Raw genomic sequence first — 25,289 nt, 5'->3', positions numbered from 1 at the left:
ACCCCTGACCTGCCAGGTAAGGTCAGGCAGGGCTAACTTCGGCTAGCCTTTCCTCGGCAATCAGTGGAGTCGTGAGCTGCTTCTCATGCGGTCGCCCGAGTGACAAAGAAGGTTTATCCTTGAATCATGGCTATCACGGCGAAGCAGATTCAGCGAAAGGCAACCGACTTCCATACCCTGCTACAAGATCAGGTGCGCAACGAGTTCACCGCCTCGCAGCAGTACATCGCGGTGGCCGTGTGGTTCGACGCCCGCGACCTTCCGCAGCTCGCGCGGCACTTCTACCAGCAGGCGCTGGAGGAGCGGAACCACGCCTTGATGATCGTCCGTTATCTGCTCGACAACGACATCGAGGTGACCATCCCCGACGTCGGACCAGTCCGAAACTCGTTCGGCGAGGTCCGGGAACTGATCGCGTTGGCGCTCGAACAGGAGCGTGCGGTCACCGAAGAGATCGTGGCGCTCGCCAAGGCCGCGAGGTCGGAGGACGACTACCTCGGCGAGCAGTTCATGCAGTGGTTCCTCAAGGAGCAGGTGGAAGAGGTCTCGCAGATGTCCACGCTCCTCAACGTCGTGGAACGCTCGAACGGCAACCTCTTCGACGTGGAGAACTTCCTGGCTCGCGAGACCGTCGGCGACGCAGGCGCGGACCCGACCGCACCCCAGGCTGCGGGCGGGGCGCTCTGATCGGGAACCGGGCTTCGCAGCCCGAGCACTCGCCGTCGCCCGCGCCCGGCAGCTCACCCCCTGCGGGAGTGCGGGCGCCTGGCGAGACCTACGCAGCCGAGTCCTCCTCGGCACAGACGTCCGCCATCGGACCGTGCGGCCGGACGACAGACCGTCTGTGGGCGCCCGACGCGACCGGGTCGACGGCGGCTCGGGCCGAAGGCCTCATCCCGACGCAGGCAACCCGGTCACCCGAGACGACGCACGCTGCGAACGCCGGGGCACCGACCATCTCCGGACTGGTGGACGCACTGTCGCCGGACCGGCTGCCGCCGCTGCCCACCCGCTACGACAGAGTGGTCAGTCTTGCTCCGACGGTGAGGACCGGGTCTCCGGCGCGGCCGGCTGCGGAAGCAAAGCGGACGGCTCCCCCGTCCACGTGACGAGCAGGCGGTCCCGCGCCCGCGTGCAGGCCGTATAGAGCAGAGCTCGCCATCGACGCAGCAACTCGGGACGGTCTCCCGGATCGATGTGGTCGAGGAGTTCGGCAGGCGGCACGGACTCCGCCCCGATGCCGGAGAGCGCGACACGCGAGAACTCTCGGCCTGCCGCCGAGGTCAGGACGCCGACCCTGACCGCCCGATTCTCCTCGATGTCCTCATCGGAGCCGAGGACGACGGTGCCCACCCGCGCGGCACGCAACCGCCGATCCACCTGGTCCCGCAGTCGCGTCGACGGAGTCAGCACCGCGCACGGCGGCTGGTCGGCGAGCACCTCCGTACGCCACCGCCGCACGACTCGGACCACGGCATCACGTTCCTCCGTGGTCGAGTCGAACGCCCACAGGATCGGTTCGGGGCCGGTCTGGTCGGTTCGAGTCACCTCGCCGGTGCTCGGCGATGCGTCGTCCGGATCGAGCACCGAGGTGGCGAACTCGATGATCTCTCGGGTATTCCGATGACCGGTGCTCAGGCGCAGCAGCCGCCCGGAAGCCGCGAACGCACCTGCCGCATCGCCCGGCGCGTGAATCCGCTGCCGATCGTCCACACACAGCAGCAGACTTCCCGTCTCGTCAGCGACCAGGGCACGCAGCAGCCGACACTGCGCGGGAGAGAACTCCTGTGCCAGGTCGGCGACGATGTGTCGATAGCCGCCCACCCTCGGAGCCGCCGGGCCGTGCGCCGCCTCGGCGAACTCGGCGGCGCGAGCAGCCGTCCGATCCCGGCTCGCCACACCCCGCCCGGCGAGCAGTTCCTCGAACGCCGTCGCCAGTCGCCAGACCTGGGTTCGCGCCGGTCCGTCGAGGACCACGCCCCGATCGGCTCGCGAGGCGGTCAGGTAATCGTCCAGCCGTCGCAGGTCGCGCCCGACGATCACCAGCCGGTACTCGGCCGCCAGGAAGTCCGGGGTGTACCGCCTGCGTTCGGCGTCGTCCAGCTCCGCAGCCCGTTGCAGCACGTGCGCCCACCGGGTGGGCTCGTCCCGTTCGATTCGGACGGCTCGGCCGGTGATGCCGACGCAGGTTCGTCGAGCGACCGTGTCGACATCGAGTACGTCGACCCGGTCCAGGATCTCCCGGCCCGCGAGCCGGACCAGCCCGTCGGCGAGTCGCGTTGCTCCGGCCGACGTGTCGGTCGTCAACAACAGCCTGCCCGCTCGATCACCCCGCCAAGACCGGTGAATCCGGTGCAGAGCGACAAGCGTCTTGCCCGTTCCCGGACCGCCGGTCAACAGCTCCCGCCCCCCTGGCACGGGCTCGGCCGCCGCGTCCTGCGCCGGGTCGAGTCGGAACCCTCCCGCGTCGCCGTGCCCGGTGGACTCGTCGGCATCGGCCATCGCGACTCGCCTCTCCTGGTCGGCCCTGGCTGGTCAGGGTGATCATGCCGGTAGCGCCTGACGACGGCAGGCGGCCCGCCCTGTTTCCGGTCACCGGGCATCCCCGCTAGGTGCCCTCGGCACGCCTAGCCGACCGTTCGGACGCGCGGACTGCGCTGAATGTGTGATCTTGCGGGTTGACTTCGGAGTGTGGCAGACGCACTACTGAGCGACTGCTAGCTTCGAGACGAAGATCGTGGACGGGACCGTGGGGACGGCCCGCCTACGAGCACGCAACGGGGAGGACAGGACACGCATGTCCGACGGCTACCAGATCGACCTTGAACGCCCCACAGATTCTGGCGAATCTTCGCGAGGCGTCGCTGAAGGTCACAGAAATCCTCACTAGTGCAAGCCAGCTGTCCCGAATCAGCTTCCGTGGGTCCGATGGAGTCAGCAGCCATGCCACCGACGAGATGCGCAAGATGACTGTTGACACCAACACCGGGTCACTCTTCCAGGCCGCGACTGCATACCGGGAGGCGATCGAACAACAGATCGAAGCACTGGAGAAGGCACTGCTCAACTATCATAGCGCCGAAGAACTGAATGCAATTTCGGCAGACGCCATAGAGATCGCCGACAGGCCTACCGTCGCCGGGCCAAACCTCGCGATCTGAAGGATACTCGCCATGAGGACAATTGAAAACCGGAGTGCGATCTACCTCGCATTGGCAGCCGGGGCCATCTTCACGCTCGCAGGGTGCGGACAGGAAAGCGAAGGAGATGCACGGCCGAGCCCACTTGGAACATCAGAGACAGCAGGGGAACGCGCCAGCGAGACTGCAGAGGCAACAAAATTCGACCCGCTGGTGCCCCGAGTTGCAAACCCCAAGAACATCGATGACACCCTTCCATGCGATCTACTCACCGCAGATCAGGCCACCGAACTCGGATTTGCCGCCGAAGGAGTGGAAGACACAACAGAACTCGGGACCACGCTATGCCGGTGGACTAATACCGAGACGCGACAAACCGTATCCCTGTTCCCCGAAGAAGAAGGAACCACCCTGTCAGCTATTTATGCACAGGAAGACCAGTATCAGGTATTCGAGCCGGTAGAAATTGCCGAGCATCCGGCTATCAGAACGAAGATCGTCGCAACCGAGTTGAGCTGCGAGATTCTACTGGGACTCTCCGACGATCAGCTTCTGGTCGTCAGCGCAGACCGTGGAGGAATGGACGACCTTGATGCATGTGAATGGGCGTCCGAAGTAGCCGAAGCAGCGGTCGAGAACCTGGGGCAGTAGCCAGAAGGGGGGAGTCAAATGGCATACCAAGCCAACCCGAGCGACCGAACGTGGGACCACACGAACGCCCAGGCAATTTCAGCAGCCCTGAACTCCGATCCGGCAGGTGCGAGCCCGGAAGACATGGAAGTCTCCTGGAAAGGAATAGCAGACCGATTCCTGGAACTTGGACAATACATCGAGTCGTCGCTTTCGACTTCCAACGAGGTTCACCAAGGTGTCGCTGGGGAAAAATCGCGTGGGGCCGTCTCGCCACTAGCAGTCTATGCACTTGAAGCCGACAGCCAAGCCCGTCAGATCGCGAGCGCAACGGCACTTCAAGCGAATTACCAGGCAACGGCCAAATTCTTGACACCCACCGGCTCACCGGAGCCGAGCAAAGACTTCCTTGACACGGTCGTGCCCGGGATGACCGGATATACCGACCAGCGAAATGCGTACGACCAGGAGAACCAGCGCGCACGCGAGATCATGGAGAATTATCAGTCCAACACGAACGCCAACCTGGCATCCTCGCGCGGATTTGAAGCCCCTCCGAACACGCTCGTGACCATCGCCGAGCCGAACTTGGGCCGAGCCGACGACGGCATGCCTGCCACGTTCGGAGATTCTTCGCTGCCCAACGGCGGTACCGATGCCAACAGCGGTACCGACACCGGTGGCAGGGGCGGATCCAACATTCCCGGTGGCGGTTCTGACGGTGGATCCGGCGGCGGGAACGGCAGTACGCCGGAGTATCGGCCGCCGACCGGGCCTCCCCCGGTCGGGCCAGACTTCCATTACCCCGTCCCGCAGCCGCCTACACCTGGACAACCGATCCCACCACCGGTCATCGGCGCCCCCGGTCCCAGCGGACCACCTGGCGGCGGTCTTCTCCCGCCGCTTGGCGGCATCGGCCGGCCAAGCGGCAACATCGGCGGGAACGGGCCTGGCGGCATCGGCGGGCGTGGCCCCGTCGGTGGACGGCACGGTGGATTCGGGGGCCCCGCCGGCGGACGTGCTCCCGGTGGATTCGGACCCGGCGGCAGCGGATTCGGGCCAGGCAGCGGCGGACCCGGTGGCAACGGCTTCGGGCCGGGGGGTGCCACCGGCGTCGGTGGCACCGGTGGCGGCCGCATGCCCGGTGGCTTCGGGCCTACCGGCGGTGGCGCAGGCGGTATGCCCGGCGGCGGGGTGGCAGGCGGCGGTGGCGCAGGCGGGCGCAACAGCGAAGGCGATGAGGACAAGGAACACAAGCGCGCCGACTACCTCATCGAGATGGACGACATCTTCACCGACGGCACCAAGGTCGCACCGCCTGTATTCGGCGACGAGGCACCACCCAGGGACAGATGAGAAGTGACTGAACGATTCACACTGACCGCGCTCGCCGTCGACGCCGTGCGAACCCGGTTGACGACGCGACTTCCGCCGCTGTTCTACACCGTCGGCTTCGGCGAGTCGGCGGAGGAACGCCGCCACCTGCATCGCAGGGCATGGGCCGAGTTGGATTCGCTCGGTCTGCTGGAGCGCGGCGAGCCGGTCTCGTTTCTCGCGGATGCCTTCGCCACGTTGTCCCGACCGATGCGCGCGGTGTACGGCGCCTACATGATCGACCGGACGACCGGGGCCAACGCGGTCTCGGCGGCGAACGGCGAGTTCGCGGTGTTGGCGACGCAGACGGAGCCTGCGGGCAGCACGGAGGCCGAGCGACCGTTGACCATCGAGCGGATCTGGTCGACGTCGTTGGGCCGCGCCGTCGTCGAAGTGCTTCCGCAGGTTCCCGCAGGTCGTGGGGTGTCGGTGAGTCTGCCGTCCGACGACGTCCTGCGGGCGGCCGAGGCGGGTGGTCGGTCGACGGCCGCGTTGCGATCGGCGATGACCGCCACCGGACTTCGACCAGGGCAGGCCGACGTCGTCGCGCGGACGCTCACCGCGCAACGCCTGCGGGCGGGCCAGATCAGCGCGACCAGCTTCGATCGACTGACGGGACGCACTATCGACGGCGCGTATCGGGTGGACTTCCTGGACACCGCCGAGGGTCGCTATCTCATGCAGCACAAGCCGTCCCACGACGGTGGACATTGGTTCACGATCGCTCCGTCGGACCGCGCGATGCTCGCGAGCCAGGTCGACGCGCTGTTGTCCACGGTCGAACCTCGGCGCTGATTCTCGTTGGACTCGAGCACGGCCGGATCACCCAGACTCGGAGCCGGGGGACCGACCACCGCCAGGCTCCGACGACGCTCCCGGCGCACCCGCCAGAGAGGCGAGCGTCCCTGAACCGGCGTTCGTCGTTGTGGGGCCGCCCCTCGGTCGGTTCTGATCGCGCACGATCTGCCGAACGGAGTCGGTCGGGCGGTGTCGGCAGGCGGGGCATCATGCCGCCGCCTGGGCGAGAGCAGGAACGGCCCGGCAGGCGGGGCCGTCGTCGACGAGGCGGGCAGCTGTCGACCGAACACCGCCGAGCCCACTTCACCAGCGTTGCACTGCGCTGAAGGTGTGATGTTGCGGCCTGACTTCGCAGTGTGCCTGATCGGCTACTCGCAGGCTGATAGCTTCGGTCGAAGATCACGTACGGGCTGTTGGTCGGCCGCCCGGAGTACGCCACGGGAGGCGAGCACTGTGACTGTGTTTGACGCCTGCGAGATCCCCCGCGAACGAGCATCGCCCGAACCGACCGGCCCGAGGCCCGCCCGAGACAGGCTGCCCGTGCCCGGCGACCGTCTGCAGCATCCCGGTCGCCTCGTCGAGATCACGCGCGGCATCGACACCGCGAGTGCGGCGCAGGCGGCGGACTCCGCACGACTCGGCAATGCTCCCCCGGCGAGTCGATGAGCGCCATGGCAGAACGATTCACTCTGTCCGCGCTCGCCGTGGACGCGCTCCGCACCCGGCTTCGGACGACGATCGCCCCGCTCACACCCGCATCGGACCTCGGCGCGCCCGACGCCGAACGAAGCGATTCGCACCGCGAGGCCTGGCTCGAGCTGGACGCGATGGGTCTGCTCGATCGCGGCGAGCCGATCCCCTTCCTGGCGACGGCTTTCCACGCGTTGCACCGGCCCAGTCGCTCGGTGACCGGTTCCTTCCTGGTGAAGAGCCTCAGGCTCAACGCCATCGCCGCCGCGAGCGGAGAGTTCGCCGTGCTGGCCACGCAGTCGGAGTCATCGGGGACCACCGAGACGGACCTGTCGATGACGATCGAACGAATCCGGCCGACATCGCTGGCCCGAGTCGTCATCGAGGTGCTGCCGCCGGTGCAGGCCGGGCAGGGCACGGTCGTGCGGCTCCCCTCGCACTACATCCAGCGGGCCACCGACGAGGGGATTCTCGACACGGCGAGGCTGCCGTCGGCGATTGCCTCGGCAGGGCTGCGCCACGAGGATGCCGAAGTGCTGGAGCGGGTTCTCACGGCACCGCGTGAGCGGGAAGGACAGATCAGTGCCACCGGCTTCGACCCGCTTGCCTGCCGGACCACCGATGCCGCGTACCGGGTCGAGTTCCTGGACACCGCCGACGGCCGCTATCTGACACAGCACAGAACCGAACCGGACGGCCGGGAGTGGTTCACCCTCGCACCCGCCGACCGGACGATGCTCATCGGTCAGGTGGAGATCCTGCTGTCCTCGATCGGGCCCCGGATCTGATCAGCGACGAGGCTCGGCCCACGGCACACCGAGATCGATGCAGGCCGCCCGGCCCCGACGGGCGAGGGGCCGGCCGGATCGACCGGGCACGATTTGGCGGGCGCTGCTCGCCGCTCGGCCTGCGACTTCTCGGCCCGTCGAGGAGACGCGGCCTGCAGGCCGGGCCTGATCCGCGCCCGGCCGACCACGAGGTCGCATCCCACCGCGCTCAGCGCAGCGTGATCTGCCTGCCGATCAGCCCCGCCCGCGCGCGCCGCTCGGACTCGTTGAGCGGTGTGTCGTCCAGGGTGGCGAGTGCCTCGGTCAACCGGTCACCGAGGTCGGCAGCGGGCTGCTCCCATTCGCGCGCGTGCAGCTCGCGGTCGAGATCCCACACCGGTACGAGCAGGCCGTGTGCCCGGAACGAACCCGCGTAGCGGCTGCCCTCGCCCAAGGTGAGCGCGTCGCGGGCGGCGAGTCGGGCCATCGCGGCGAGCAGCTTCTCCTCCGGCTCGGGACGGACCCAGCGCAGGTGCGCCTTCTCGCCCGCGTCGACCCAGTACGCCGCGCGGATGCCGGGGCCGTCGAGACGCTCGGTCGGCATGATCGCCTCGTTGGCACGTTCCAGCGAGACGGTGACCTCGGGGGTCGCCTCGGTGCCCTCGGGAATCCACCAGGCGAAGTCGGAGTGCAGTTCGACGTCCAGCGGCGCGTCGGCGGTCAGCAGGTCCTGGAGTCGCGGTCCGGCCGGGTCGTCATCCGGTCCGACCACGGGCAGCATGTCGCCGACGCCTGCCTCGGCCACCCAGCGCACCGCGCGGGCGAGGTCGCGGCTGAGGTCGCCGGATCGGGTCTGGACCTGGAGGCCGACCAGCGCCTGGTCGTCGTTGCGCCGCATGGCCGCTGCGGCCATCGGCAGCACGGAGGCCAGGGTCACGTCCACGGCGGAGACGCCGTCGATCAGCGGCAGCCTTGCGGTGGCGCTGGGCACGAACTCGCGCAGCGCGATCAGCTCGCACTCGGAGGCGAGCCCCTCGAACGGCCTGGTGATGATCACGTCAGCCGCGCCGCCGTCGGTGCCGTGGCAGGCCTTGAACCGCTTGCCGGAACCGCATTCGCAGGGCCTGCGCGGGTTGAGTCCATCCTCGCGGGCACTCGCCCGATCCCTACGCTTGATCGCTGTGCGCTTGGCCACGTGGCGCCCCTCCCGTGATTCCCTCGTTACGCGTGGGGAACGGTAGTCGACGAAGCAGGGCGCAGGGCGGACCGGGTGGCGGCAGGCCGGTTGGTCGCGAGGAAGCGAACGCCGAGTCGGTCACACAGCTCGATGTCGGCAGGCTCGTCGACCGTCCAGCAGTAGGTCGGGTTTCCCTGCGCCTCGGCCCGCCGGACGTAGTCGGGATCGGACCGCAGCAGGTGGATTCCGGGACCCGTGTAGTCGGCCCAGGGTGGCAGGGTGCCGTCGCGAGTCGAACGGCTGAGGCGGTCGAACAGCAGCACCGTCGGCAGCGCGGGCGCCTGTGCCCGGACCCGCCGCACCGCACGGGAGGAGAAGGACATCATCACCACGGGCGAGTCGTCCTTCGACGCGGGCCGGGTGAGGCCGTGCCGGGCGAGGGTGTGCAGCAGGGCCCGCTCCACGAGCCCGCCGAACCGGACCGGGTGTTTGGTCTCCACGAACAGCCGGATCGGCCGAGGCGCGGTGACCACGAGGTCGAGCAGCTCCTCGAATCGCAGCAGCCCGGTCGCGGAGGCGGCGGGCCGTCCGCCGGACCGATCCGCAGGGGCGGACGGCGCGGCGGAGGGCTGCCCACTGCCGTAGTCCAGGGCGGACAGCTGGGCCAGGGTGAGTTCGCTGACCAGACCTCGACCCGACGAGGTTCGGTCGACGCTGCGGTCGTGGATGCAGACGAGGTGCCGGTCCTTGGTGAGCCGGACATCGCATTCGAGTGCGTCGGCCCCCTGTTCCACGGCCAGCGTGTAGGCGGCGAGGGTGTGCTCGGCGCGATCGGCTGATGCGCCGCGATGAGCGACGACGGCTGGCGACACAGCGAGATCCTCCGCCGCCGAGGTGGCGGACAGGTGGCGTTTCACCGACGTGCCTGCGAACCCCGGATGGCACTCCCGCGAGTGCGAGGCGCCGAAGCCCACCTGGGTCGGCTGGTGTTCAATCGCGACCGGCGAGCCCCCGACATTCCGTCACCGCAGCAGCCGAGTCCGGCATGGTCACGCGGGCACGAGGGTGTTCTGCCTGGCCGCCACCCACCACCGGCCCGCCTCCTTGACCAGGACGTAGAGGGCGATCATCGTCGGCTTCACGTCGAGCGGCTCGCCCTCGGCGGTGGTCGCCCTCGCGGTCTTATGGGCGATGGCGATGTCGGGCCGCAGGAAGACGACGTCACCGACGTCGTAGCGGACGTACTCGTCGCGAAGGAACCCGGCGAGACCTCGACGATTCGCGGCCAGCAGCTCGAGGCGGCCCGCCAGCAGCACTCCCATGGCGTTGACGACCGAGGCGTTCTCGGTGAAGTGGGCGGTCATGAGGTCGGGGTCGTTGGTGTTGAAGGCGGTCTCGACGTCGTGGATCACCTCGGTGACGGCGGCGAGGTCCGCACGGTGATCGACGGTCTCGTCCTGGACGACGGGCGCGGCGACGCTCTCTGCAGGCATACGAGCGAGCCAAACATCTGAACCTTGGTTCAGGTCAACGGGCGATCGGGCAGGCACGGTCGACGGCCGCCCTCCACCGCGCCCGGCACGGCAACTGCGCAGACCTCATGCCGCGGACAGGAACCGATCCTCGGAAACCAACAGGCAGGCGCCGAAGGGATGCAACAACGCCTGAGCGGCCATGCCTACCTGCCCGCAGCACTGTGAGCTGGGCTGACCGATGCCGAGACTGAGCGGTCGGCGGCTTACGGTGTCCCGATGAGCGCCGCCCAGCCTGCCGCCGCGCAGCCCTTCGACCCGACCGATCCGACCTTCCTGGCCGACCCGTATCCGACCTTCGCGGCGATGCGCTCGGCCGGACCGGTGCACCGCCACGACGGCATGGGGTTGCATCTCGCCGTCACGCACGCCGCCGCGTCCGCCGTGCTGCGGCATCGGTCCCTCGGCCGGATCTGGACCGACGCGGAGCCCGCCGCCGAGTTCGGTGCGTTCAACCTGCTCCACCAGACATCCCTGCTGGAGAACGAGCCGCCGACCCACACCCGACTGCGTCGACTGGTCTCGGCCGCCTTCGGCCGCGGCCATGTGGAGCGGCTGCGGCCGTGGGTCGAGCAGCTCGCCGACGAGCTGGTCGCCGGGCTGGCCGAGCGGATCGACTCGACCGGCTCCGGTGATCTGCTGGCCGAGGTCGCGGCGCCGCTGCCGGTCGCGGTGATCGCCGAGCTGCTGGGTGTGCCGGAGTCGGATCGAGGGCTCCTCCAGCCGTGGTCGAACGCGATCGTGAAGATGTACGAGTTCGACCTGGCCGAGGAACGCAGGCAGGCAGCGGAGCAGGCCGCCCGCGAGTTCGTCGACTACCTCCGCGAACTGGTCGCGCTGCGCAGGAGGACGCCGGGCGACGACCTGGTGTCCGACCTGGTCGCGGTCACCGACGCCGACGGCGCCCGGCTCACCGAGGATGAGTTGATCGGCACCGCCGTACTGCTGCTGATGGCCGGCCATGAGGCGTCGGTGAACGTCGTCGGGAACGGCGTGTCGGCGCTGTTGCGATACCCGGCGCAGTGGCGACGGCTGCTGGATGACCCCTCGCTGCTGTCGACGGCCGCCGACGAACTGATCCGCTTCGACTCGCCGCTCCAGCTCTTCGAACGCACCGCCGTCGACGAGGTCGAGATCGCCGGTGTCGTCCTCGCCCCCGGCGAGCGGATCGCCGCCCTGCTCGGCGCCGCCGCCCGCGATCCGCTGGTCTTCGACGAGCCCGATCGGCTGGACGTCGGGCGCGATCCCAACCCGCACATCGGCTTCGGCCTCGGCATCCACTACTGCCTCGGCGCCCCGTTGGCCAGGATCGAGGTGACCGCGACGCTGGCAGCCCTGCTACGCAGGCTCCCGACGCTGTCGTCGGCAGGCACACCTCGGCGACGCGACGAGTTCGTCATCAGAGGTCTGCATGATCTTCCGGTGAGCCGATGACTGGAGAGTCCCTGGTGACGAGGCGGGTACCGCACGGGCCTGCATCGTGGATTGCTCCATTCGGGCGACAAAACCTGAGTGGATTGCCACGTCGGCACCGATCATCGGAGCATGGGACCCGTGAGTGAGCTGTTGACCGATCGCACAGTGCTCACGACGCTTGCCGTGATCGGCGTGCTGGGCATGTTCGTCATGCTCTGTCGCGCCCGTCGCGTCAGCACCTCTGTCGAGGATGCCACGCTGCGGGCGTTGCACCGGGTCTCCCAGGCCGCGCCGGAGTTGCGGGAGGGGCTGACCGAGGAGGCCGCCAACCGGGCCACTCCGCACCTCCGCGAACTGCTGCAGTGCGTGGCCGTCGGCCTCACCGACCGAGCGGGCCTGATCAGCTGGGACGGCGAGGCCAACTATCACTACGACGACCTGGCAGACAAGGTCGGCGAAGTCGTCTCCGACGGCAAGCGCGCCCACGTCGACCACGCCGATCTCGACTGCACGCACAAGGCCTGCCCGATGCGGCACGCCTCGATCATCCCGTTGCTGGTGGAAGGCGAGATCAAGGGTTCGCTGGTGGTGGTGGCCGACACCGGAGGCAAGCGACTCATCAACGCGGCCGAGGAACTCGGGCACTACGTCTGCACCCAGTTGGCGCTGGCCGAACTCCAGGAGTCGCGAGAACGGCTGGCCAAGGCCGAGGTGCAGGCCTTACGTGCCCAGATCTCGCCGCATTTCATCTACAACGCGCTGAACACGATCTCCTCCTTCATCCGGACCGATCCGGAGGAGGCGCGGGATCTGCTCCAGGACTTCGCCGAGTTCACCCGATACTCGTTCCGCGCGACCGGACTGTTCACCACGCTGGCGGAGGAACTGCGCAACGTCGACCGCTATCTGACGTTGGAACGCGCCCGCTACGGCGAGGACCGACTGCGCGTCCAGCTGCGGATCGCCCCCGAGGTGCTGCCGGTGGTGGTGCCGTTCCTGGTCGTGCAGCCGCTGGTCGAGAACGCGGTGCGTCACGGACTGGCCAGCAAGCGGGGCGGGGGGACCGTGACCGTCGAGGCGGCCGACAACGGCACCGAGGCCCTGATCAGCGTCGAGGACGACGGCGTCGGCATGGACCCGAACCGGCTGAACAAGGAGTTCACCAACGCCCACCTCTCCGGTGCTCACGTGGGCCTCGGCAACATCCACGACCGGATGCAGTCGGTGTTCGGCAATGAGTACGGCCTGATCGTGGAGACCAACCTCGGCGCCGGGATGCGGGTCACGATGCGGGTGCCCAAGTTCAGCCCCGGGGTTCGGCCGCTGCCGACAGCGCCGGAGGCCGACGAGGTTCCGGAGACGCCGGTCGACGAGGTGGACCCACCGCAGGCCTCGGTCGCCGACGAACCCGTGTCCGACGCGGAGCCCGCAGAGCGGACCAGGACCGAGCTGGCGGTTCCCGGTGAACCTGCGACCGAGGACGCCAAGGCACGGATGGCCGCGCTGATCCAGCGCAGCGGCGACTGAGAAGGCGGGGCTGCGGCCGAGACCGTCGGGGTCGTCGGAGACGGCGGCGCGATTCCGTCCAGACGCCGTGAACGAACGGGACGTCTCGGGTCGTCGATCGGGGCATCCTGGCATCCGATGGTCCTCGGCCTCGTCGAAAGGGGAGGTGTCTCGCGTGCCGCCACGGGCCTCGCGATCGGAGCGGACCAGCCAGCCGCCCAAGTCATTCGGGAGTCACCCAGACGACGTACCGAGGACGAACCACGCGCGACCGGACAGAAGGTCTCGATCATCCGTCGACTTTCGAGCTAGGGTCGGGTCATGAGCGTGACCGACAAACTGGCCGCCCGCCTTCCGCTGCCGGGCAGACTCGGCGAACGCGGGGAACGTGCACCGGTGGTCGCCGTGATCCGGCTGCACGGCGTCATCACGCCGAACCCAGGCCCCACGGCGAGGGGCGCACTCAGCCTCCACACGGTGGAGACCGCACTGACCAGGGCCTTCGCCCATGACCGACTGGCTGCGGTGGTACTGGAGATCAATTCGCCCGGTGGATCTCCCACCCAGTCGGCGTTGATCGCGGACCGCATCATCGGGCTCGCCAAGAAGAAGGCCCACCGAGGAAGGCCGGTTCCGGTGCTCGCCTTCTGTGAAGACGTCGCCGCATCCGGCGGTTACTGGCTGGCCTGCGCGGCAGACGAGATCTACGCGCATCCGACGTCCTTGGTCGGCTCGATCGGAGTGATCAGCAGCGGATTCGGCCTGACCGGGCTGCTGGAGCGCATCGGCGTGGAGCGGCGAGTTCATGCCGCAGGCGCGCACAAGGTTCGGCTTGATCCGTTCTCCCCGCAGAAGGCGGAGGACGTGGAGTGGCTGACGGGACTGCAGGCGGATCTGCACGAGCAGTTCGCCGCGTGGGTCCGCGAGCGGCGCGGCGACCGCCTGAACGGCAGCGAGGAGGAGCTCTTCTCCGGCGAGGTGTGGACCGGGGCCAAGGCCAGGGAACTCGGCCTGGTGGACGAGGTCGGGACACTGCGCGACGTGATCTCCCGTCGGTTCCCCAAGGCGGAGATCTCCGTCGCCGAGCCCAGGCGGAACCTCCTCTCCCGGCTCGGCATCGGCAGCGGAGCAAACCTGTCCCTCGGCGGTTCGAATCCGGCGACCGGGCTGCTTCAGGTGATCGAAGGTCTCGAACAGCGCGCGATGTGGAACCGGTTCGGGCTGTAGAGGAGCCTGGAATGGTCAGGGCCGCAGGCGCCTTGTCACACTGTCGAGTAGACGCTCGGTCATGGACGGCCACGACACGTCTGGGCAGGAAATGAAGGCATAGTGAGCACTCAAGACAACGGCACGGGACTCATCGTCCTCGCGGTCGACGACGAGGATCGCGGCCTGGACGAGTTGTTGTACTGTCTGCGTCGCAATAATCGGGTACGTCGCATCCTCACCGCCTTCGACTCGGCCGATGCCCTTCGTGTCCTCCGCAGCAACGACGCCGAACTGCGCGAACGTTCCAGGGCGGGTCTGTCTCCGGTGGACGTCGTGTTCCTGGACATCGCGATGCCGGGGCTCGACGGCATGGAGCTGGGCAAGGTGCTCACCGCATTCCGGGTGCCCCCCGCGCTCATCTTCGTGACCGGTTATGACAACCAGTCCCTTGAGGCGTTCAACGTCGGCGCCACCGACTACCTCGTCAAGCCGCCGAACGCCGAGCGAGTCGACGAGGCGCTGCGACGCGCGGAGCGTCTGCGCAAACCGGAGAGCGGCCCCGGCACGGTGACCCCCGCCGAGGACGAGGTCATTCCCGTCGAACTCGCGGGCACCACGAAACTGATCCCGCGCTCCTCGATCCGCTATGTGGAGGCGCAGGGCGACTACGCGCGCCTGCACACCGTCGACGGCAGTCATCTGGTGCGCATTCCGCTCTCTCAGCTTGAGGAACGCTGGTCCGAGGTCGGTTTCGCCCGTATTCATCGGTCCTATCTGGTCTCGTTGTCGTTGGTGAGCGAGCTCCAGATGTCCTCGTCGGGCTATTCCGTGCGGCTGGGCAGCGGGGAGACGGCCATCGAGCTGCCGGTGAGTCGCAGACACACCAGGGAGCTGAAGGACCGGCTGGTCCGGTCGCCCAAGCGAGGACTCGGTCCGGGTCGATGATCCCCCCGGACGATGATCGGGCGGAACTGCCCGACCCGGACACGTTGGAGGCGCCGCCGGGTCGCCGCCTTCGCCGGGTCAAGGTGGTGCTGGCGGATCGCCGCGCCACCCGCCGCCCGCTGCGACAGATCTCGGAACTGGAGGAGCAGACGAGCGTCGGTGAGGCGCTGGTGCGCAATCTCATCCGCGCGCAGCTCCGCACCGCATTACGACTGACGCTGCTCACCCTGGGACTGCTCGGCAGTCTTCCCGTGCTCTTCTGGCTCTTCCCCGCGTTCGCGACGCTGTCGGTCGGCGGAATCCGACTCTCCTGGGTACTGCTGGGCGTCCTGCCGTTCCCGCTGCTCATCGCGGTCGGCTATGCCTACAGCGTGCAGGCCGAGCGACATGAGCGGGACTTCGTCGACATGGTGGAGAACTGATGTCGCCGCGTCGCCCTTCGACGGTGAGCGCGTCGCATCGGCGGCGGGGCCGGGCCGAGTCGGGACGGCGCGGACTCGGATCATCCGGCTGGTCGATGGAACTCCTCGTCCGACATCGGCCCGCCCTCGCCGGGACGGCCTCCGATGTCGCGGCCGCCTGCCGCCCAGCTGACCAGGCAGCGATGCCGTGGAGCTGATTCCCTGGGCGACCGTCGGCATCGTGGTGATGGCCGTCGTCACGTTCGCCCTGGGCATCTTCGGCTCTCGGTCCGTGCACACGACCTCGGACTTTCTGGTGGCCCGCCGGACGATCGGCGCGGAACGCAATGCCGCGGCGATCTCCGGCGAGTACCTCTCCGCCGCGTCGTTCCTCGGCATCGCCGGGCTCGTCCTCAAAGACGGCGTCGACGCCCTCTGGTATCCGATCGGGTTCGCGGGCGGGTATCTACTGCTGCTGATGTTCGTGGCCGCGCCGCTGCGCCGATCCGGCGCCTACACGCTCCCGGACTTCGCCGAGGCTCGGCTGGGCTCCACCGGCCTGCGCAGGCTGGCGACCCTCACGGTCGTCGTCATCTGCTGGCTCTACGTCGTCCCCCAGTTCCAGGGTGCCGGGCTGACCCTGCGGATGGTCACCGGGCTGCCGTTCTGGGCGGGCACCGCGCTGGTGGCCCTCCTGGTGGCCGTCAACGTCCTCAGCGGCGGCCTGCGAGCCGTCACGCTCGTGCAGGCCGTGCAGTACTGGGTCAAGCTCTTCGCGATCTCCTTACCGGCATTCCTCCTGGTCATCGTGTTCGTCGCGAATCAGGAGGGCACTCGCCGCGGGCTCGCCGAGCCGCTGCCGCCTCGGTTCGAGGCGGCGACCGCCATCACGGTGGGCACCGACGTGACGCTGGACGTCTCCCGGCCGCTGTATCTCCACGCCGACGGGGTGGTGGGCGGGCAGCGGGCGGCGGGCACCGTCTACTGGGCGCCGGGGGAGCACAGCGTCGGAGCGGACACCGAACTGACCTTCCCGGCAGGTTCCGACGTGCCGGTGGTGCTGGGTGCGCCCACGGACAACGCCTCCTGGCTGACCCCGCAGGACGGCGGAGGACCGAGCCTCTTCGCCACCTATTCGCTGATCTTCGCGACGTTCCTCGGCACCATGGGCCTGCCGCACATCCTCGTCCGCTTCTACACCAATCCCAACGGCGGAGCGGCCCGCCGGACGACCCTGTTCGTCCTCATGCTCCTGGGGCTGTTCTATCTGTTCCCCACGATCTTCGGCGCGCTCTCCCGCCTGTACGTCCCGCAACTACTGGTCACCGGCACCACCGATGCGGCCGTGCTGCTGCTGCCGGGCGCCATGCTGGCGGGCTGGCCGGGAATGCTGCTCGGCGCGGTGACGGCGGCAGGCGCGTTCGCCGCCTTCATCTCGACGGCTTCGGGGCTGGTGAGCTGCGTGGCGGGCGTCCTGGCGACCGACGTCCTGCGGCGCGGGGCACTGAACGACTTCCGGCTCGCCACCGTGATCTCCGCGCTGGTGCCGCTGATCGCGGTCATGTACTTCGCGAATCTCAGCATCTCCCAGACGGTGGGCATGGTCTTCGCCGTGTCCGCGTCCACCTTCTGCCCGCTGCTCGTGCTGGGCATCTGGTGGCGCGGCCTGACGGCGACCGGCGCGGCGACGGGAATGATCGTGGGTGGTGGACTCGCCGTCCTGGCGGTGACGCTGACGGTGATCCTGGAGCCTGCGTCGGCGGGCTGGCTGAGCTCGGTGACCGCCCAGCCCGCCTTGATCACGGTGCCGATCGCGTTCCTGACGATGATCGTGGTGAGCCGGGCGACGTCCCGTCAGGTGTCATCGGAGGTGTCGCGCATCCTCTTGCGGATGCACGCGCCGGATCGGCTCGGTCTGATCAGGGATCGGGACCTGGAGCGGTTCGGGTTCGTCGACGATCCGGCGAGGGAGGACCCCCCTCGGTCGAACGGGCCTCGACATCACCGGCCCGCAGGCGAGGACTGACCGGGTCCGAGGGCCACGCACGTCGGCACGCGGGCGGCGACGGCGAGAACAGGCACGACGGGGCGGGAACCGGGCGGGCTGAGACAGGGTCGTCGTGGCTCCGTCGGCTGCGGCGATCCACGGCATCGACCTGCCGAGGAGGACCAGTCGTCCGACCTCCTCGCCCGGCGCCGCGGCGCGAACCACCGCGAACACCCTCACTCGTCGGATTTAAACCGGTGCATCCAAAGAGTGATGACTTGCCCGCGATCACGTAACGCAGCGTAGATGGAAACACCCTGTGCTGTCAGATTCCTCCGAGTCAGGCGAGTAAGCCCCCCGTTTGGCGGCTTCCGATGTGATCAACGCGACACAACCATGTGGGACACCCAAGCCAGCAGGGAGGTTCTGTGAGCGAGACACCGCCACCCCTACCCCCGGAGCCGCCCGGTCCAGACGCCTGGCGCACCATCCAGGAGAGTCCGGATTTCGTCGATCTGCGCCGCAGGCTTCGCCGTTTCGTCTTCCCGATGGCCGCGTTGTTCCTCGCCTGGTATCTGCTCTATGTCCTGGTGGCCGACTTCGCGCATGACTTCATGAGCATCAAGGTCATCGGCAACATCAACATCGGCCTGGTGTTCGGCCTGCTCCAGTTCGTCTCCACCTTCCTGATCACGACCCTCTACGTGCGCTTCGCGAACCGCAGGCTCGACCCGCTCGCCGACCGGATTCGGGAAGAAGCCGAGGGAGGCGACCGATGACCGACGCCGACACCGTGATCCTCGCGCAGGGGGACATCGGATCCCCCTGGCTCAACATCGGCATCTTCGGCCTCTTCGTCGCGGTCACCCTGGTGATCGTGCTTCGGGCCAGCCGCAACACCAAGACCGCCGCCGACTACTACGCGGCCGGGCGAGCGTTCAGCGGCCCGCAGAACGGCGTCGCCATCTCCGGCGACTACCTCTCCGCCGCATCCTTCCTCGGCATCGCGGGCGCCATTGCGGTCAACGGCTATGACGGCTTCCTGTATTCGATCGGCTTCCTCGTCGCCTGGCTGGTCGCGCTGCTGCTGGTGGCGGAACTGCTCCGCAACACCGGCCGCTACACGATGGCGGACGTGCTGAGCTTCCGGATGAAGCAGAAACCGGTGCGCACTGCCGCGGCCATCTCCACGCTCGTGGTGTCCTTCTTCTATCTGCTGGCCCAGATGGCAGGCGCGGGCGGACTCATCGCCCTCCTGCTCGGCATCGAGAGCGGCGCCGGGCAGGCACTGGTCATCGCGATCGTCGGTGCGCTGATGATCGTGTACGTCCTGATCGGCGGGATGCGCGGCACGACCTGGGTGCAGATCATCAAGGCGGCCCTGTTGATCTCGGGCGCCGCCGTGATGACCGTGTGGGTGCTCAGCATGTACGGGATGAACCTGTCGAGCCTGCTGGGCGCGGCGGTCGACGCCGCAGGCACCGAGGACGTCCTCAATCCCGGCATGGCCTACGGCGCCTCGGCACTGACCAGGATCGACTTCCTGTCGCTCTCCTTGGCGCTGGTGCTGGGCACGGCCGGGCTGCCGCACATCCTGATGCGCTTCTACACCGTGCCGACCTCGAAGGAGGCCCGCCGCTCCGTGCAGTGGGCGATCTGGCTGATCGGCCTGTTCTACCTGTTCACCCTGGTGCTCGGCTACGGCGCGGGTGCCATCGTCGGACCGGAGCGCATCCAGGACGCCCCTGGCGGTGTGAACTCGGCGGCGCCGCTGCTGGCGGCGGAACTCGGCGGCCCGCTGCTCCTCGGCTTCATCGCGGCCGTGGCGTTCGCGACCATCCTCGCCGTCGTCGCAGGCCTGACGATCACCGCGTCGGCCTCCTTCGCGCACGACATCTACGCCAACGTGATCAAGGGCGGAGCGGCGGACGACAAGGCGGCAGAGGTACGGGTCGCCCGGATCACCGCCGTCGTCATCGGCGTGGTGTCCATCCTCGGCGGCATCGTGGCCAACGGGCAGAACATCGCCTTCCTGGTGGCACTGGCCTTCGCCGTGGCGGCGTCGGCGAATCTCCCGACGATCCTGTACTCGCTGTTCTGGCGCCGCTTCAACACGACCGGAGCGCTCTGGAGCATGTACGGCGGGTTGGCCATCACCATCACGTTGATCGTCTTCTCTCCCGCCGTATCCGGCAGCGACAGCGCGATGTTCCCCTCGGCCGACTTCGATCTCTTCCCGCTGTCCAATCCGGGCATCGTCTCGATCCCGATCTCGTTCTTCCTCGGCTGGCTGGGCACCGTCCTGTCCAAGAGTCCCGCCGATCCGGCGAAGTACAGCGAGATGGAGGTGCGTTCGCTGACCGGCCTCGGTGCGGAGAAGGCCACCGAACACTGATCCTTCTCACCCGTCCACGAGGGCCCGACCGCCGCCGCGCGGTCGGGCCCTCGGCCGTCTCGCCCGGTCCTCGGCGACCAGCTTCGACTCCACGTTCATCGATGATCTTCGAGATTCGTGCAACCTTCCCGGCGGAATCCGCGTAGTGGACATGACCGCAGGTTCAGCACAGCCAGGAGGAGATCGGTGCGCGGACGCGACGAGCACGTGGAGGACTTCACCGAGTTCTTCACGGCGCGCTTCGACACGGCACGACGAACGGCGTACGCGCTGTGCGGCGACTGGTCGGAGGCAGAGGAGATCGCCCAGGCGGCATTCGTCCGGGTCTATGCCCGATGGTCCTGGGCCCGCAGGAACAGTGCGTCCGGTTACCTGCGCACGACCATGACGCGGCTCTTCCTCGACGCCCGCAGGCGTGGCAGGCAGCTAGAACGGCCGGTGGCCGAACCGCCCGACAGACCTGATGTCGAGCCCGGCGGCCGGGACGAACGTCGTGAGTTGATCGCGGCGCTGCAACGGGTCCCGTATCGGCAACGCGCCACCCTGGTGCTGCGGTTCGTCCAGGACCTCTCCGTCGAGCAGACGGCGCAGGCACTGAAGTGCTCCACGGGGACGGTCAAGAGTCAGACCGCGCGCGGGCTGGATGCGCTGCGCCGGGCGTACGAGTCGGCCGGTCGGCCGCAGGAAGCAGGGATCCAGTGAGAAAGAACGTCTGGGACGACGAGGAGGCGATGGGAGCGGCGCTGCGCGACAGCGTCGACGGACCTGCCCCGATGCCGAAGGTCGGCGTGGATCAGGTGATGAGGCAGGGCAGGCGGCGGGCGGCGGTCCGGCGCGGTGCGACGCTGCTCGGGGCCGCCGGTGTCGTGGCAGGCATCGGACTGAGCACCGTGCTGGCGGGGGGCTTCGGCGGCGGGCTCTTCACACCCGCGAGCAACGGCGAGGAGACGGACTACCAGCGATCACCCCAGCGGGAACAGGCTGCCGTGGAGCCGTTGCCGGGCTGGACGCTGGTCGACGGATGCCCGCTGCTCGACCAGTACGGGGACGAGGTTCCCGCCGACCTGGGTCCGCTCCCGCAGGTGGAGATCCCCTCGGCCGGCGTCATCGAGCCCCTGCTCCGGGCCGCGCTGGTAGACCAGCAGCCGGAGTCCGAGCCTGCCATCACGTTCGCGACGACCGAGTACAGCGAGAAGTACCAGTCGCCGCGTGTCGCGGTCAACATGGACCTGGTCGGCACGGAGACGCCCGGATCGATCTACCTGGAGGCGCTGCCGCACCACGGCAGTCCGACGGAGGCGGCAGACCGCGCGGCAGCGGACAAGGTCAGCCGAGCGCCGTCGTGCGAGGTCGTCGCTCAGCGGATGACCCTGGACGACGGGACGGTGGTGCAGATCTACGGCGTCGTCAGCGGCGGTTACAACGCGAACTCCCCCAGTCAGGGGGTCGACGTCTTCCACCCCGCGAACTACTCCGTCTCGATCGACGCCGACGGCCACCTCAGCACCGACTTCGAATCGTCCGCCGACGATCCCGCCATGGGGGGCCTCCCGGAGGACGCGGGCACGGGAGTCGTGCCGCTGACCACCGAGGAGCTGGCGGCGGTGGGCCTCGCGCTGGCCGAAATGGGCTGAGCAGAGGGCCCGGCAGAGCCGGGATCTCCAGCGCCGCGCCTGTCCTCCCCTTTCCTGGAGGGGAGGACAGGCGTCGTCCATCTCAGCACAGCAGGGCGCGGCGACGACCGGTCTGCACCGTCTCGCCGCGCGAGGCCGTCCCCGAGTTCGATCAGCAGCTGCTCGACTGCAAGGTCTTGATCCACGTGGCCGGCCGGCCGAGCACTGATCCGCGTGGGCCTGAGCCTTCACTCCCCCGCGTGATCCCCAGGTGCCTGCGCAGGCATCGACGGCTACGGACGGGTCGGGCAGGCCTGGCGAGCCCGCCCCGTGCTCGTCCCCTCAGTCGAGGCGTCCCACCCCGGCCCAGCAGGCCGAGTCGCTCGGCGGAGTGTCGTCGTCCGAGTCGTCGTCCGGCCGCCATTCCGAGGTCCACACCACCCCCGGGTCCACCAGGCTGAACCCGCCGAACAGCTCCCGGACCTCCGTCCGGCTGCGATAGTGGATCTGGTGCGTGGTGGCCTCGAAGCGGGCGGCCACGGCGGCCGCCTCCTCCTCGCGTCCGTCGGCGGTCGCGTGGGAGACGACGAAGTAGCTGCCCGGCGCGAGCAGCCGGTGGTACGGCGCCAGCACCGCGAGCACGTCCTCCTCGTGGCCGAGGTAGTGCAGGACGGCGACCGTCATCAAGGCCACCGGCCGATCGAAGTCGATGAGTCCGCGGGTCTCGGCGGCCTCGAGGACGGCGGCCGCGTTCCGCAGATCCGCCTGCACCATCGCCGTGCGATCCACGCCTGCCAGCACCGCGCGCGTCTGGCTGACCGCCACCGCCTCGTTGTCCACGTACACCACGCGGGACGACGGGTCGGCTGCCTTGGCGATCTCATGCACGTTGCCCACCGACGGGATGCCGGAACCGAGGTCGAGGAACTGGGTGACCCCGTCGGTCAGGCAGTGCCGCACGGCACGTCGCATGAAGTCACGGTTCGCCCGCGCCACCTGCCGCCCGTTCCGCGTCGCCGCGATGATGGCGTCGCCGACTGTCCGATCTGCGGCGACGTTGTGCGCGCCGCCGAGCGAGTAGTCATAGATCCGTGTCGGATTCGGCGTCGTCAAATCCGGCCCGACGAACGGGGTTGGTTCCATCGGCCCAGTGTCGCCGACACTGCCCGGACCACAAGAGCCGTACCGGACACTGGTGAGCAGACCCGTCTCACAGCACGCCGACCCCGGTTCGTGGCAGCATCGACTCGTGCAACCAGTACAGGTGCCCAGTGTGGCGATCAGCAATCTTCCCGACGAGCTGCCCAACCCGGACGTCGTCCTGCTCGACGTCCGAGAGGACGACGAGTGGCAGGCAGGTCACGCGCCCGGCGCCCTGCACATCCCGCTCGGCGAGCTCGGAGCCAGGCTCGGTGAACTGCCCTCGGACAACGACGTCTTCGTGGTGTGCCGATCCGGCGGCCGATCCGCTCGAGCCACCGCCTACCTGAATCAGAACGGGTGGGACGCGGTGAACGTCGACGGCGGAATGAAGGCCTGGTCGGCGGAGGGCCGGTCGGTCGTGTCCGAGTCCGGGAACGACGCAGAGATCCTCTGACGGCGTGCACCCGCGACCAGGGCAGCGCATGAGGTGGGTGGCCGTCCCACCCGATCAGGATCACCCTCGGCGGCGAACCGCGCCCCCGTCGGTGTACCAGGGACCGCCCTCCTATCCCGCTCCGCCGCGCTGGGGCCTGCCGCTGTTGGGCTGGCGCGCGCCGACCTCGGTGCCGACCATGGCGACACCGACCCTCGATGCGAGCACCCGTGCCCGCTTGGTCGCGGTGCCCGCGATCCGCATGCTCTGGGCGACGGCGGTGCTGCTGGTGCTCGCCGCAGCCGCCGAGGCCTGGCGATACCTGTTGTTGGCGGCGGGCCTGCGCGGGGCGTTGACCGTACAGACGGTGCGACTCTCCGACACCGCAGTACAGACCGGCGCGCTGCTGGCCCTCGTCTTCAGCATCGGCGCCCTCGGCGCGTGCCTGCTGTGGCTCGTCCGGGCCAGAGAGGCGGCCGCTGAGTTGGCGGCGGTCCGACCGTCCAGGCCCGTGTGGCAGGCGACCCTCGGCTTTCTGATACCGGGGATGAACCTCGTGGTTCCCGGTTCGGTGCTGGCCGAGCTGGAGCACACCGCCGCCCTGCGACCGCCGGACGAGCGGCCTCGGCCGACCCGACTGGTGGCGCTCTGGTGGGCCGTGTGGTCGATCAACCTGCTGCTCGGTCTCGTCGTCGTCCTCTGGCGGTTCCGCGAGGGCGCCCAGGCGATGGCCGACGGCGTCCTGCTGCACCTGGCCCTGAATCTGACCGCAGCAGCGGTGGCGGTGCTCTCCGTTCGGCTGATCCGGCGGGTGTCGCGCTTCCTGGACCCGATCGACGTACGGAACACGGCTCGCTTTCACGTGGTGCGAGTCCAGGATGACTCGGCATCGTCCGGCAGGCGCAGGCCCCGACAGCCCGGTCAGGTCCGCTGACGGCGGAAGCGCTCCGCACGCCGGAGAGGTTGTCTTCGATCCCGCTCCGTCGTGGGCGGGGATCGGCGTGGCTGAGCTGCCATGACGGCGGCATGGTGACCGACGACGCCGCCGCAGGTCACCACGCCCGGCCCCGCGCAGGGATCAAAGACCGGCTCGGAGGCGACGTCTCGTCGATCGCCCGTTGAGGCGTCCGTCCCCGGTCTGCGCAGGCTTGCCGGTCGCCTTCGAGCCAGGCCGGGCGGTGGCGAGCCCGCGCACCGAACTCATCGATCCAGGCTGGAGGGCTCGCACCCGCCGCCGCGCGCTATTTGACGAACCGCGAACGTCGCCGGTCGGCGAGCGTCCGCCCCCCGGTCTGGCAAGTAGGGCAGTACTGGAACGAGCGGTCGGCGAAGGACACCTCCCGCACGGTGTCACCGCAGATCGGGCAGGGCAGCCCCGTACGCCCGTGAACCCGCAGACCGGAGCGCTTCTCGCTCTTGAGCCGGGCCGCCTCCAGACCGATCGAGCGATGTACCGCGTCGGAGAGCACCATCTCCAGCGCGGCGTGCAGCCGGTCGATCTCCTCCGCCGTCAGGCGGCCCGCTGTCGCGTAAGGCGAGAGCCGCGCAGCGTGCATCACCTCGTCGGAGTAGGCATTGCCCAGTCCCGCCAGGATCGACTGCCTGGTCAAGACGGTCTTGAGTCGCTCGGTGTGTCCACGCAGCACCTCGGCCAGCCCCGGCTGGTCGAGAGTCGCCGCATCCGGCCCGAGATTCTCGATCCCCGGCACCTCCGACGGGCTGCGCACCACCCAGACCGCGAGTCCCTTCCTGGTTCCGGCCTCGGTGAGGTCGAATCCCGGCCCGCTGCCCGGCGGGCCCAGGTGGACTCGGACGGCCAGCGGACCCCGACCAGGCCTCGGCGGGGCGGCGGCGAGCACGTCCGCCCAGCGCAGCCAGCCCGCCCTCGCCAGGTGGATCACCAGGTGCAGACCGTCGCAGTCGAGATCGAGGAATTTCCCGTGGCGGTCGGCCTGCCGCACCGGCCTGCCGTGCAGCTCGGTCCACGGCGGCGCGGCCGTCTTCAATGCCGCCAGCGACGCGATGTCGACCCGGTTGATCGTCCGCCCGACCGCATGTTCCCGCAGGTAGTGGACGATCGCCTCGATCTCCGGAAGCTCAGGCACCTGCCCAGTGTGCGCCCACCCGGCGCTG

Annotated in this window: 24 protein-coding genes; 18 read left to right on the top strand and 6 right to left on the bottom strand. The window is 68.9% G+C overall.

Features of this window, described 5'->3' with window-relative positions; genetic code table 11:
- Positions 1–126 precede the first annotated feature (126 nt).
- Complete coding sequence (locus UA75_RS00490) at positions 127–687, top strand: ferritin (protein ID WP_075737915.1); 561 nt, start codon at positions 127–129, stop codon at positions 685–687.
- 339 nt (positions 688–1,026) lie between these two features.
- On the opposite strand, the gene UA75_RS00480 is transcribed toward UA75_RS00490, so the two are convergent.
- Positions 1,027–2,502 (bottom strand): UvrD-helicase domain-containing protein, encoded by a 1,476-nt coding sequence (locus tag UA75_RS00480; protein WP_075737911.1) that lies wholly within the window; start codon positions 2,500–2,502, stop codon positions 1,027–1,029.
- Positions 2,503–2,822: 320 nt separating this feature from the next.
- On the opposite strand from UA75_RS00480, the gene UA75_RS32370 reads away from it, so the two are divergent.
- From UA75_RS32370 to UA75_RS00460, 5 genes are all read left to right on the top strand, one after another.
- Positions 2,823–3,161 carry a hypothetical protein gene (locus UA75_RS32370; RefSeq protein WP_075763680.1) on the top strand — a complete coding sequence of 113 codons (339 nt, stop codon included), beginning with the start codon at positions 2,823–2,825 and terminating at the stop codon, positions 3,159–3,161.
- Between the two features lie 12 nt (positions 3,162–3,173).
- The gene (locus UA75_RS00470) at positions 3,174–3,791 is read left to right on the top strand and encodes a DUF3558 domain-containing protein (protein ID WP_075737907.1); all 618 of its coding nucleotides are present in this window, start codon (positions 3,174–3,176) and stop codon (positions 3,789–3,791) included.
- An 18-nt stretch (positions 3,792–3,809) separates the two neighbouring features.
- Entirely contained in the window at positions 3,810–5,126 is a 1,317-nt protein-coding gene (locus UA75_RS32365; protein ID WP_157433918.1) for a hypothetical protein, read from the top strand.
- Positions 5,127–5,129: 3 nt separating this feature from the next.
- A complete protein-coding gene (locus UA75_RS00465; protein ID WP_075737905.1) occupies positions 5,130–5,939 on the top strand; it encodes an ESX secretion-associated protein EspG in 810 nt (269 codons plus the stop codon).
- Between the two features lie 674 nt (positions 5,940–6,613).
- A complete protein-coding gene (locus UA75_RS00460; RefSeq protein ID WP_075737903.1) occupies positions 6,614–7,420 on the top strand; it encodes an ESX secretion-associated protein EspG in 807 nt (268 codons plus the stop codon).
- 208 nt (positions 7,421–7,628) lie between these two features.
- On the opposite strand, the gene UA75_RS00455 is transcribed toward UA75_RS00460, so the two are convergent.
- From UA75_RS00455 to UA75_RS00445, 3 genes are all read right to left on the bottom strand, one after another.
- The gene (locus tag UA75_RS00455; RefSeq protein WP_075737901.1) at positions 7,629–8,594 is read right to left on the bottom strand and encodes a DUF5926 family protein; all 966 of its coding nucleotides are present in this window, start codon (positions 8,592–8,594) and stop codon (positions 7,629–7,631) included.
- A 26-nt stretch (positions 8,595–8,620) separates the two neighbouring features.
- A complete protein-coding gene (locus tag UA75_RS00450) occupies positions 8,621–9,448 on the bottom strand; it encodes a glycerophosphodiester phosphodiesterase (protein ID WP_075743248.1) in 828 nt (275 codons plus the stop codon).
- Positions 9,449–9,625: 177 nt separating this feature from the next.
- The gene (locus tag UA75_RS00445; protein WP_075737899.1) at positions 9,626–10,069 is read right to left on the bottom strand and encodes an SgcJ/EcaC family oxidoreductase; all 444 of its coding nucleotides are present in this window, start codon (positions 10,067–10,069) and stop codon (positions 9,626–9,628) included.
- A 258-nt stretch (positions 10,070–10,327) separates the two neighbouring features.
- Here UA75_RS00445 and UA75_RS00440 point away from each other — a divergent pair, with 258 nt between their 5' ends.
- The 10 genes from UA75_RS00440 (at position 10,328) to UA75_RS00395 (ending at position 21,601) form a co-directional block, all read left to right on the top strand.
- Positions 10,328–11,542: a cytochrome P450 gene (locus UA75_RS00440; protein WP_075737897.1), complete on the top strand. Its 1,215-nt coding sequence runs from the start codon at positions 10,328–10,330 to the stop codon at positions 11,540–11,542.
- Between the two features lie 111 nt (positions 11,543–11,653).
- Positions 11,654–13,051, top strand: a complete 1,398-nt coding sequence (locus tag UA75_RS00435; protein ID WP_083682818.1) for a sensor histidine kinase — start codon at positions 11,654–11,656, stop codon at positions 13,049–13,051.
- A gap of 300 nt (positions 13,052–13,351) precedes the next feature.
- Positions 13,352–14,257 carry a S49 family peptidase gene (locus UA75_RS00430; RefSeq protein WP_075737895.1) on the top strand — a complete coding sequence of 302 codons (906 nt, stop codon included), beginning with the start codon at positions 13,352–13,354 and terminating at the stop codon, positions 14,255–14,257.
- 102 nt (positions 14,258–14,359) lie between these two features.
- A complete protein-coding gene (locus UA75_RS00425) occupies positions 14,360–15,184 on the top strand; it encodes a LytR/AlgR family response regulator transcription factor (protein WP_075737893.1) in 825 nt (274 codons plus the stop codon).
- Positions 15,181–15,606 carry a hypothetical protein gene (locus UA75_RS00420; RefSeq protein ID WP_232237577.1) on the top strand — a complete coding sequence of 142 codons (426 nt, stop codon included), beginning with the start codon at positions 15,181–15,183 and terminating at the stop codon, positions 15,604–15,606. The genes UA75_RS00425 and UA75_RS00420 overlap by 4 nt, the downstream gene beginning before the upstream one ends.
- A gap of 187 nt (positions 15,607–15,793) precedes the next feature.
- Positions 15,794–17,611 (top strand): cation acetate symporter, encoded by a 1,818-nt coding sequence (locus tag UA75_RS00415; protein ID WP_198042889.1) that lies wholly within the window; start codon positions 15,794–15,796, stop codon positions 17,609–17,611.
- Between the two features lie 389 nt (positions 17,612–18,000).
- Positions 18,001–18,351 carry a DUF485 domain-containing protein gene (locus tag UA75_RS00410; RefSeq protein WP_075737891.1) on the top strand — a complete coding sequence of 117 codons (351 nt, stop codon included), beginning with the start codon at positions 18,001–18,003 and terminating at the stop codon, positions 18,349–18,351.
- Positions 18,348–19,967, top strand: a complete 1,620-nt coding sequence (locus UA75_RS00405) for a cation acetate symporter (RefSeq protein ID WP_075737889.1) — start codon at positions 18,348–18,350, stop codon at positions 19,965–19,967. Before UA75_RS00410 ends, UA75_RS00405 begins: the two co-directional genes overlap by 4 nt.
- Positions 19,968–20,153: 186 nt before the next feature.
- On the top strand, positions 20,154–20,669 hold the full coding sequence (locus tag UA75_RS00400; RefSeq protein ID WP_075737887.1) for a SigE family RNA polymerase sigma factor: 516 nt from the start codon (positions 20,154–20,156) through the stop codon (positions 20,667–20,669).
- Complete coding sequence (locus UA75_RS00395) at positions 20,666–21,601, top strand: hypothetical protein (RefSeq protein ID WP_075737885.1); 936 nt, start codon at positions 20,666–20,668, stop codon at positions 21,599–21,601. Before UA75_RS00400 ends, UA75_RS00395 begins: the two co-directional genes overlap by 4 nt.
- A 321-nt stretch (positions 21,602–21,922) precedes the next feature.
- On the opposite strand, the gene UA75_RS00390 is transcribed toward UA75_RS00395, so the two are convergent.
- Positions 21,923–22,723, bottom strand: coding sequence for an SAM-dependent methyltransferase (locus UA75_RS00390; RefSeq protein WP_075737883.1), 801 nt, complete (start codon positions 22,721–22,723; stop codon positions 21,923–21,925).
- 106 nt (positions 22,724–22,829) lie between these two features.
- Here UA75_RS00390 and UA75_RS00385 point away from each other — a divergent pair, with 106 nt between their 5' ends.
- Both UA75_RS00385 and UA75_RS00380 read left to right on the top strand, forming a co-directional pair.
- Positions 22,830–23,177, top strand: a complete 348-nt coding sequence (locus UA75_RS00385) for a rhodanese-like domain-containing protein (protein ID WP_075743245.1) — start codon at positions 22,830–22,832, stop codon at positions 23,175–23,177.
- A gap of 37 nt (positions 23,178–23,214) precedes the next feature.
- Entirely contained in the window at positions 23,215–24,090 is an 876-nt protein-coding gene (locus UA75_RS00380; protein WP_198042888.1) for a DUF4328 domain-containing protein, read from the top strand.
- 307 nt (positions 24,091–24,397) lie between these two features.
- Here UA75_RS00380 and UA75_RS00375 read toward each other — a convergent pair whose 3' ends face one another.
- On the bottom strand, positions 24,398–25,261 hold the full coding sequence (locus UA75_RS00375; protein WP_075743244.1) for a DNA-formamidopyrimidine glycosylase family protein: 864 nt from the start codon (positions 25,259–25,261) through the stop codon (positions 24,398–24,400).
- Positions 25,262–25,289: the final 28 nt, after the last annotated feature.

Source organism: Actinoalloteichus sp. GBA129-24, from assembly GCF_001941645.1.
Lineage (GTDB): Bacteria > Actinomycetota > Actinomycetes > Mycobacteriales > Pseudonocardiaceae > Actinoalloteichus_A > Actinoalloteichus_A fjordicus.
Note: the sequence above shows the minus strand (reverse complement) of the source record. Positions and strands in the feature narration are given on the sequence as shown.

Bases quoted from the DNA above. Each gene is read 5' to 3' on its own strand.
- UA75_RS00430 (WP_075737895.1), top strand. From the start codon at position 13,352: ATGAGCGTGACCGACAAACTGGCCGCCCGCCTTCCGCTGCCGGGCAGA.
- UA75_RS00480 (WP_075737911.1), bottom strand. From the start codon at position 2,502: ATGGCCGATGCCGACGAGTCCACCGGGCACGGCGACGCGGGAGGGTTC.
- UA75_RS32365 (WP_157433918.1), top strand. From the start codon at position 3,810: ATGGCATACCAAGCCAACCCGAGCGACCGAACGTGGGACCACACGAAC.
- UA75_RS00490 (WP_075737915.1), top strand. From the start codon at position 127: ATGGCTATCACGGCGAAGCAGATTCAGCGAAAGGCAACCGACTTCCAT.
- UA75_RS00460 (WP_075737903.1), top strand. From the start codon at position 6,614: ATGGCAGAACGATTCACTCTGTCCGCGCTCGCCGTGGACGCGCTCCGC.
- UA75_RS00420 (WP_232237577.1), top strand. From the start codon at position 15,181: ATGATCCCCCCGGACGATGATCGGGCGGAACTGCCCGACCCGGACACG.
- UA75_RS00405 (WP_075737889.1), top strand. From the start codon at position 18,348: ATGACCGACGCCGACACCGTGATCCTCGCGCAGGGGGACATCGGATCC.
- UA75_RS00390 (WP_075737883.1), bottom strand. From the start codon at position 22,723: ATGGAACCAACCCCGTTCGTCGGGCCGGATTTGACGACGCCGAATCCG.
- UA75_RS00435 (WP_083682818.1), top strand. From the start codon at position 11,654: ATGGGACCCGTGAGTGAGCTGTTGACCGATCGCACAGTGCTCACGACG.
- UA75_RS00445 (WP_075737899.1), bottom strand. From the start codon at position 10,069: ATGCCTGCAGAGAGCGTCGCCGCGCCCGTCGTCCAGGACGAGACCGTC.
- UA75_RS00470 (WP_075737907.1), top strand. From the start codon at position 3,174: ATGAGGACAATTGAAAACCGGAGTGCGATCTACCTCGCATTGGCAGCC.
- UA75_RS00440 (WP_075737897.1), top strand. From the start codon at position 10,328: ATGAGCGCCGCCCAGCCTGCCGCCGCGCAGCCCTTCGACCCGACCGAT.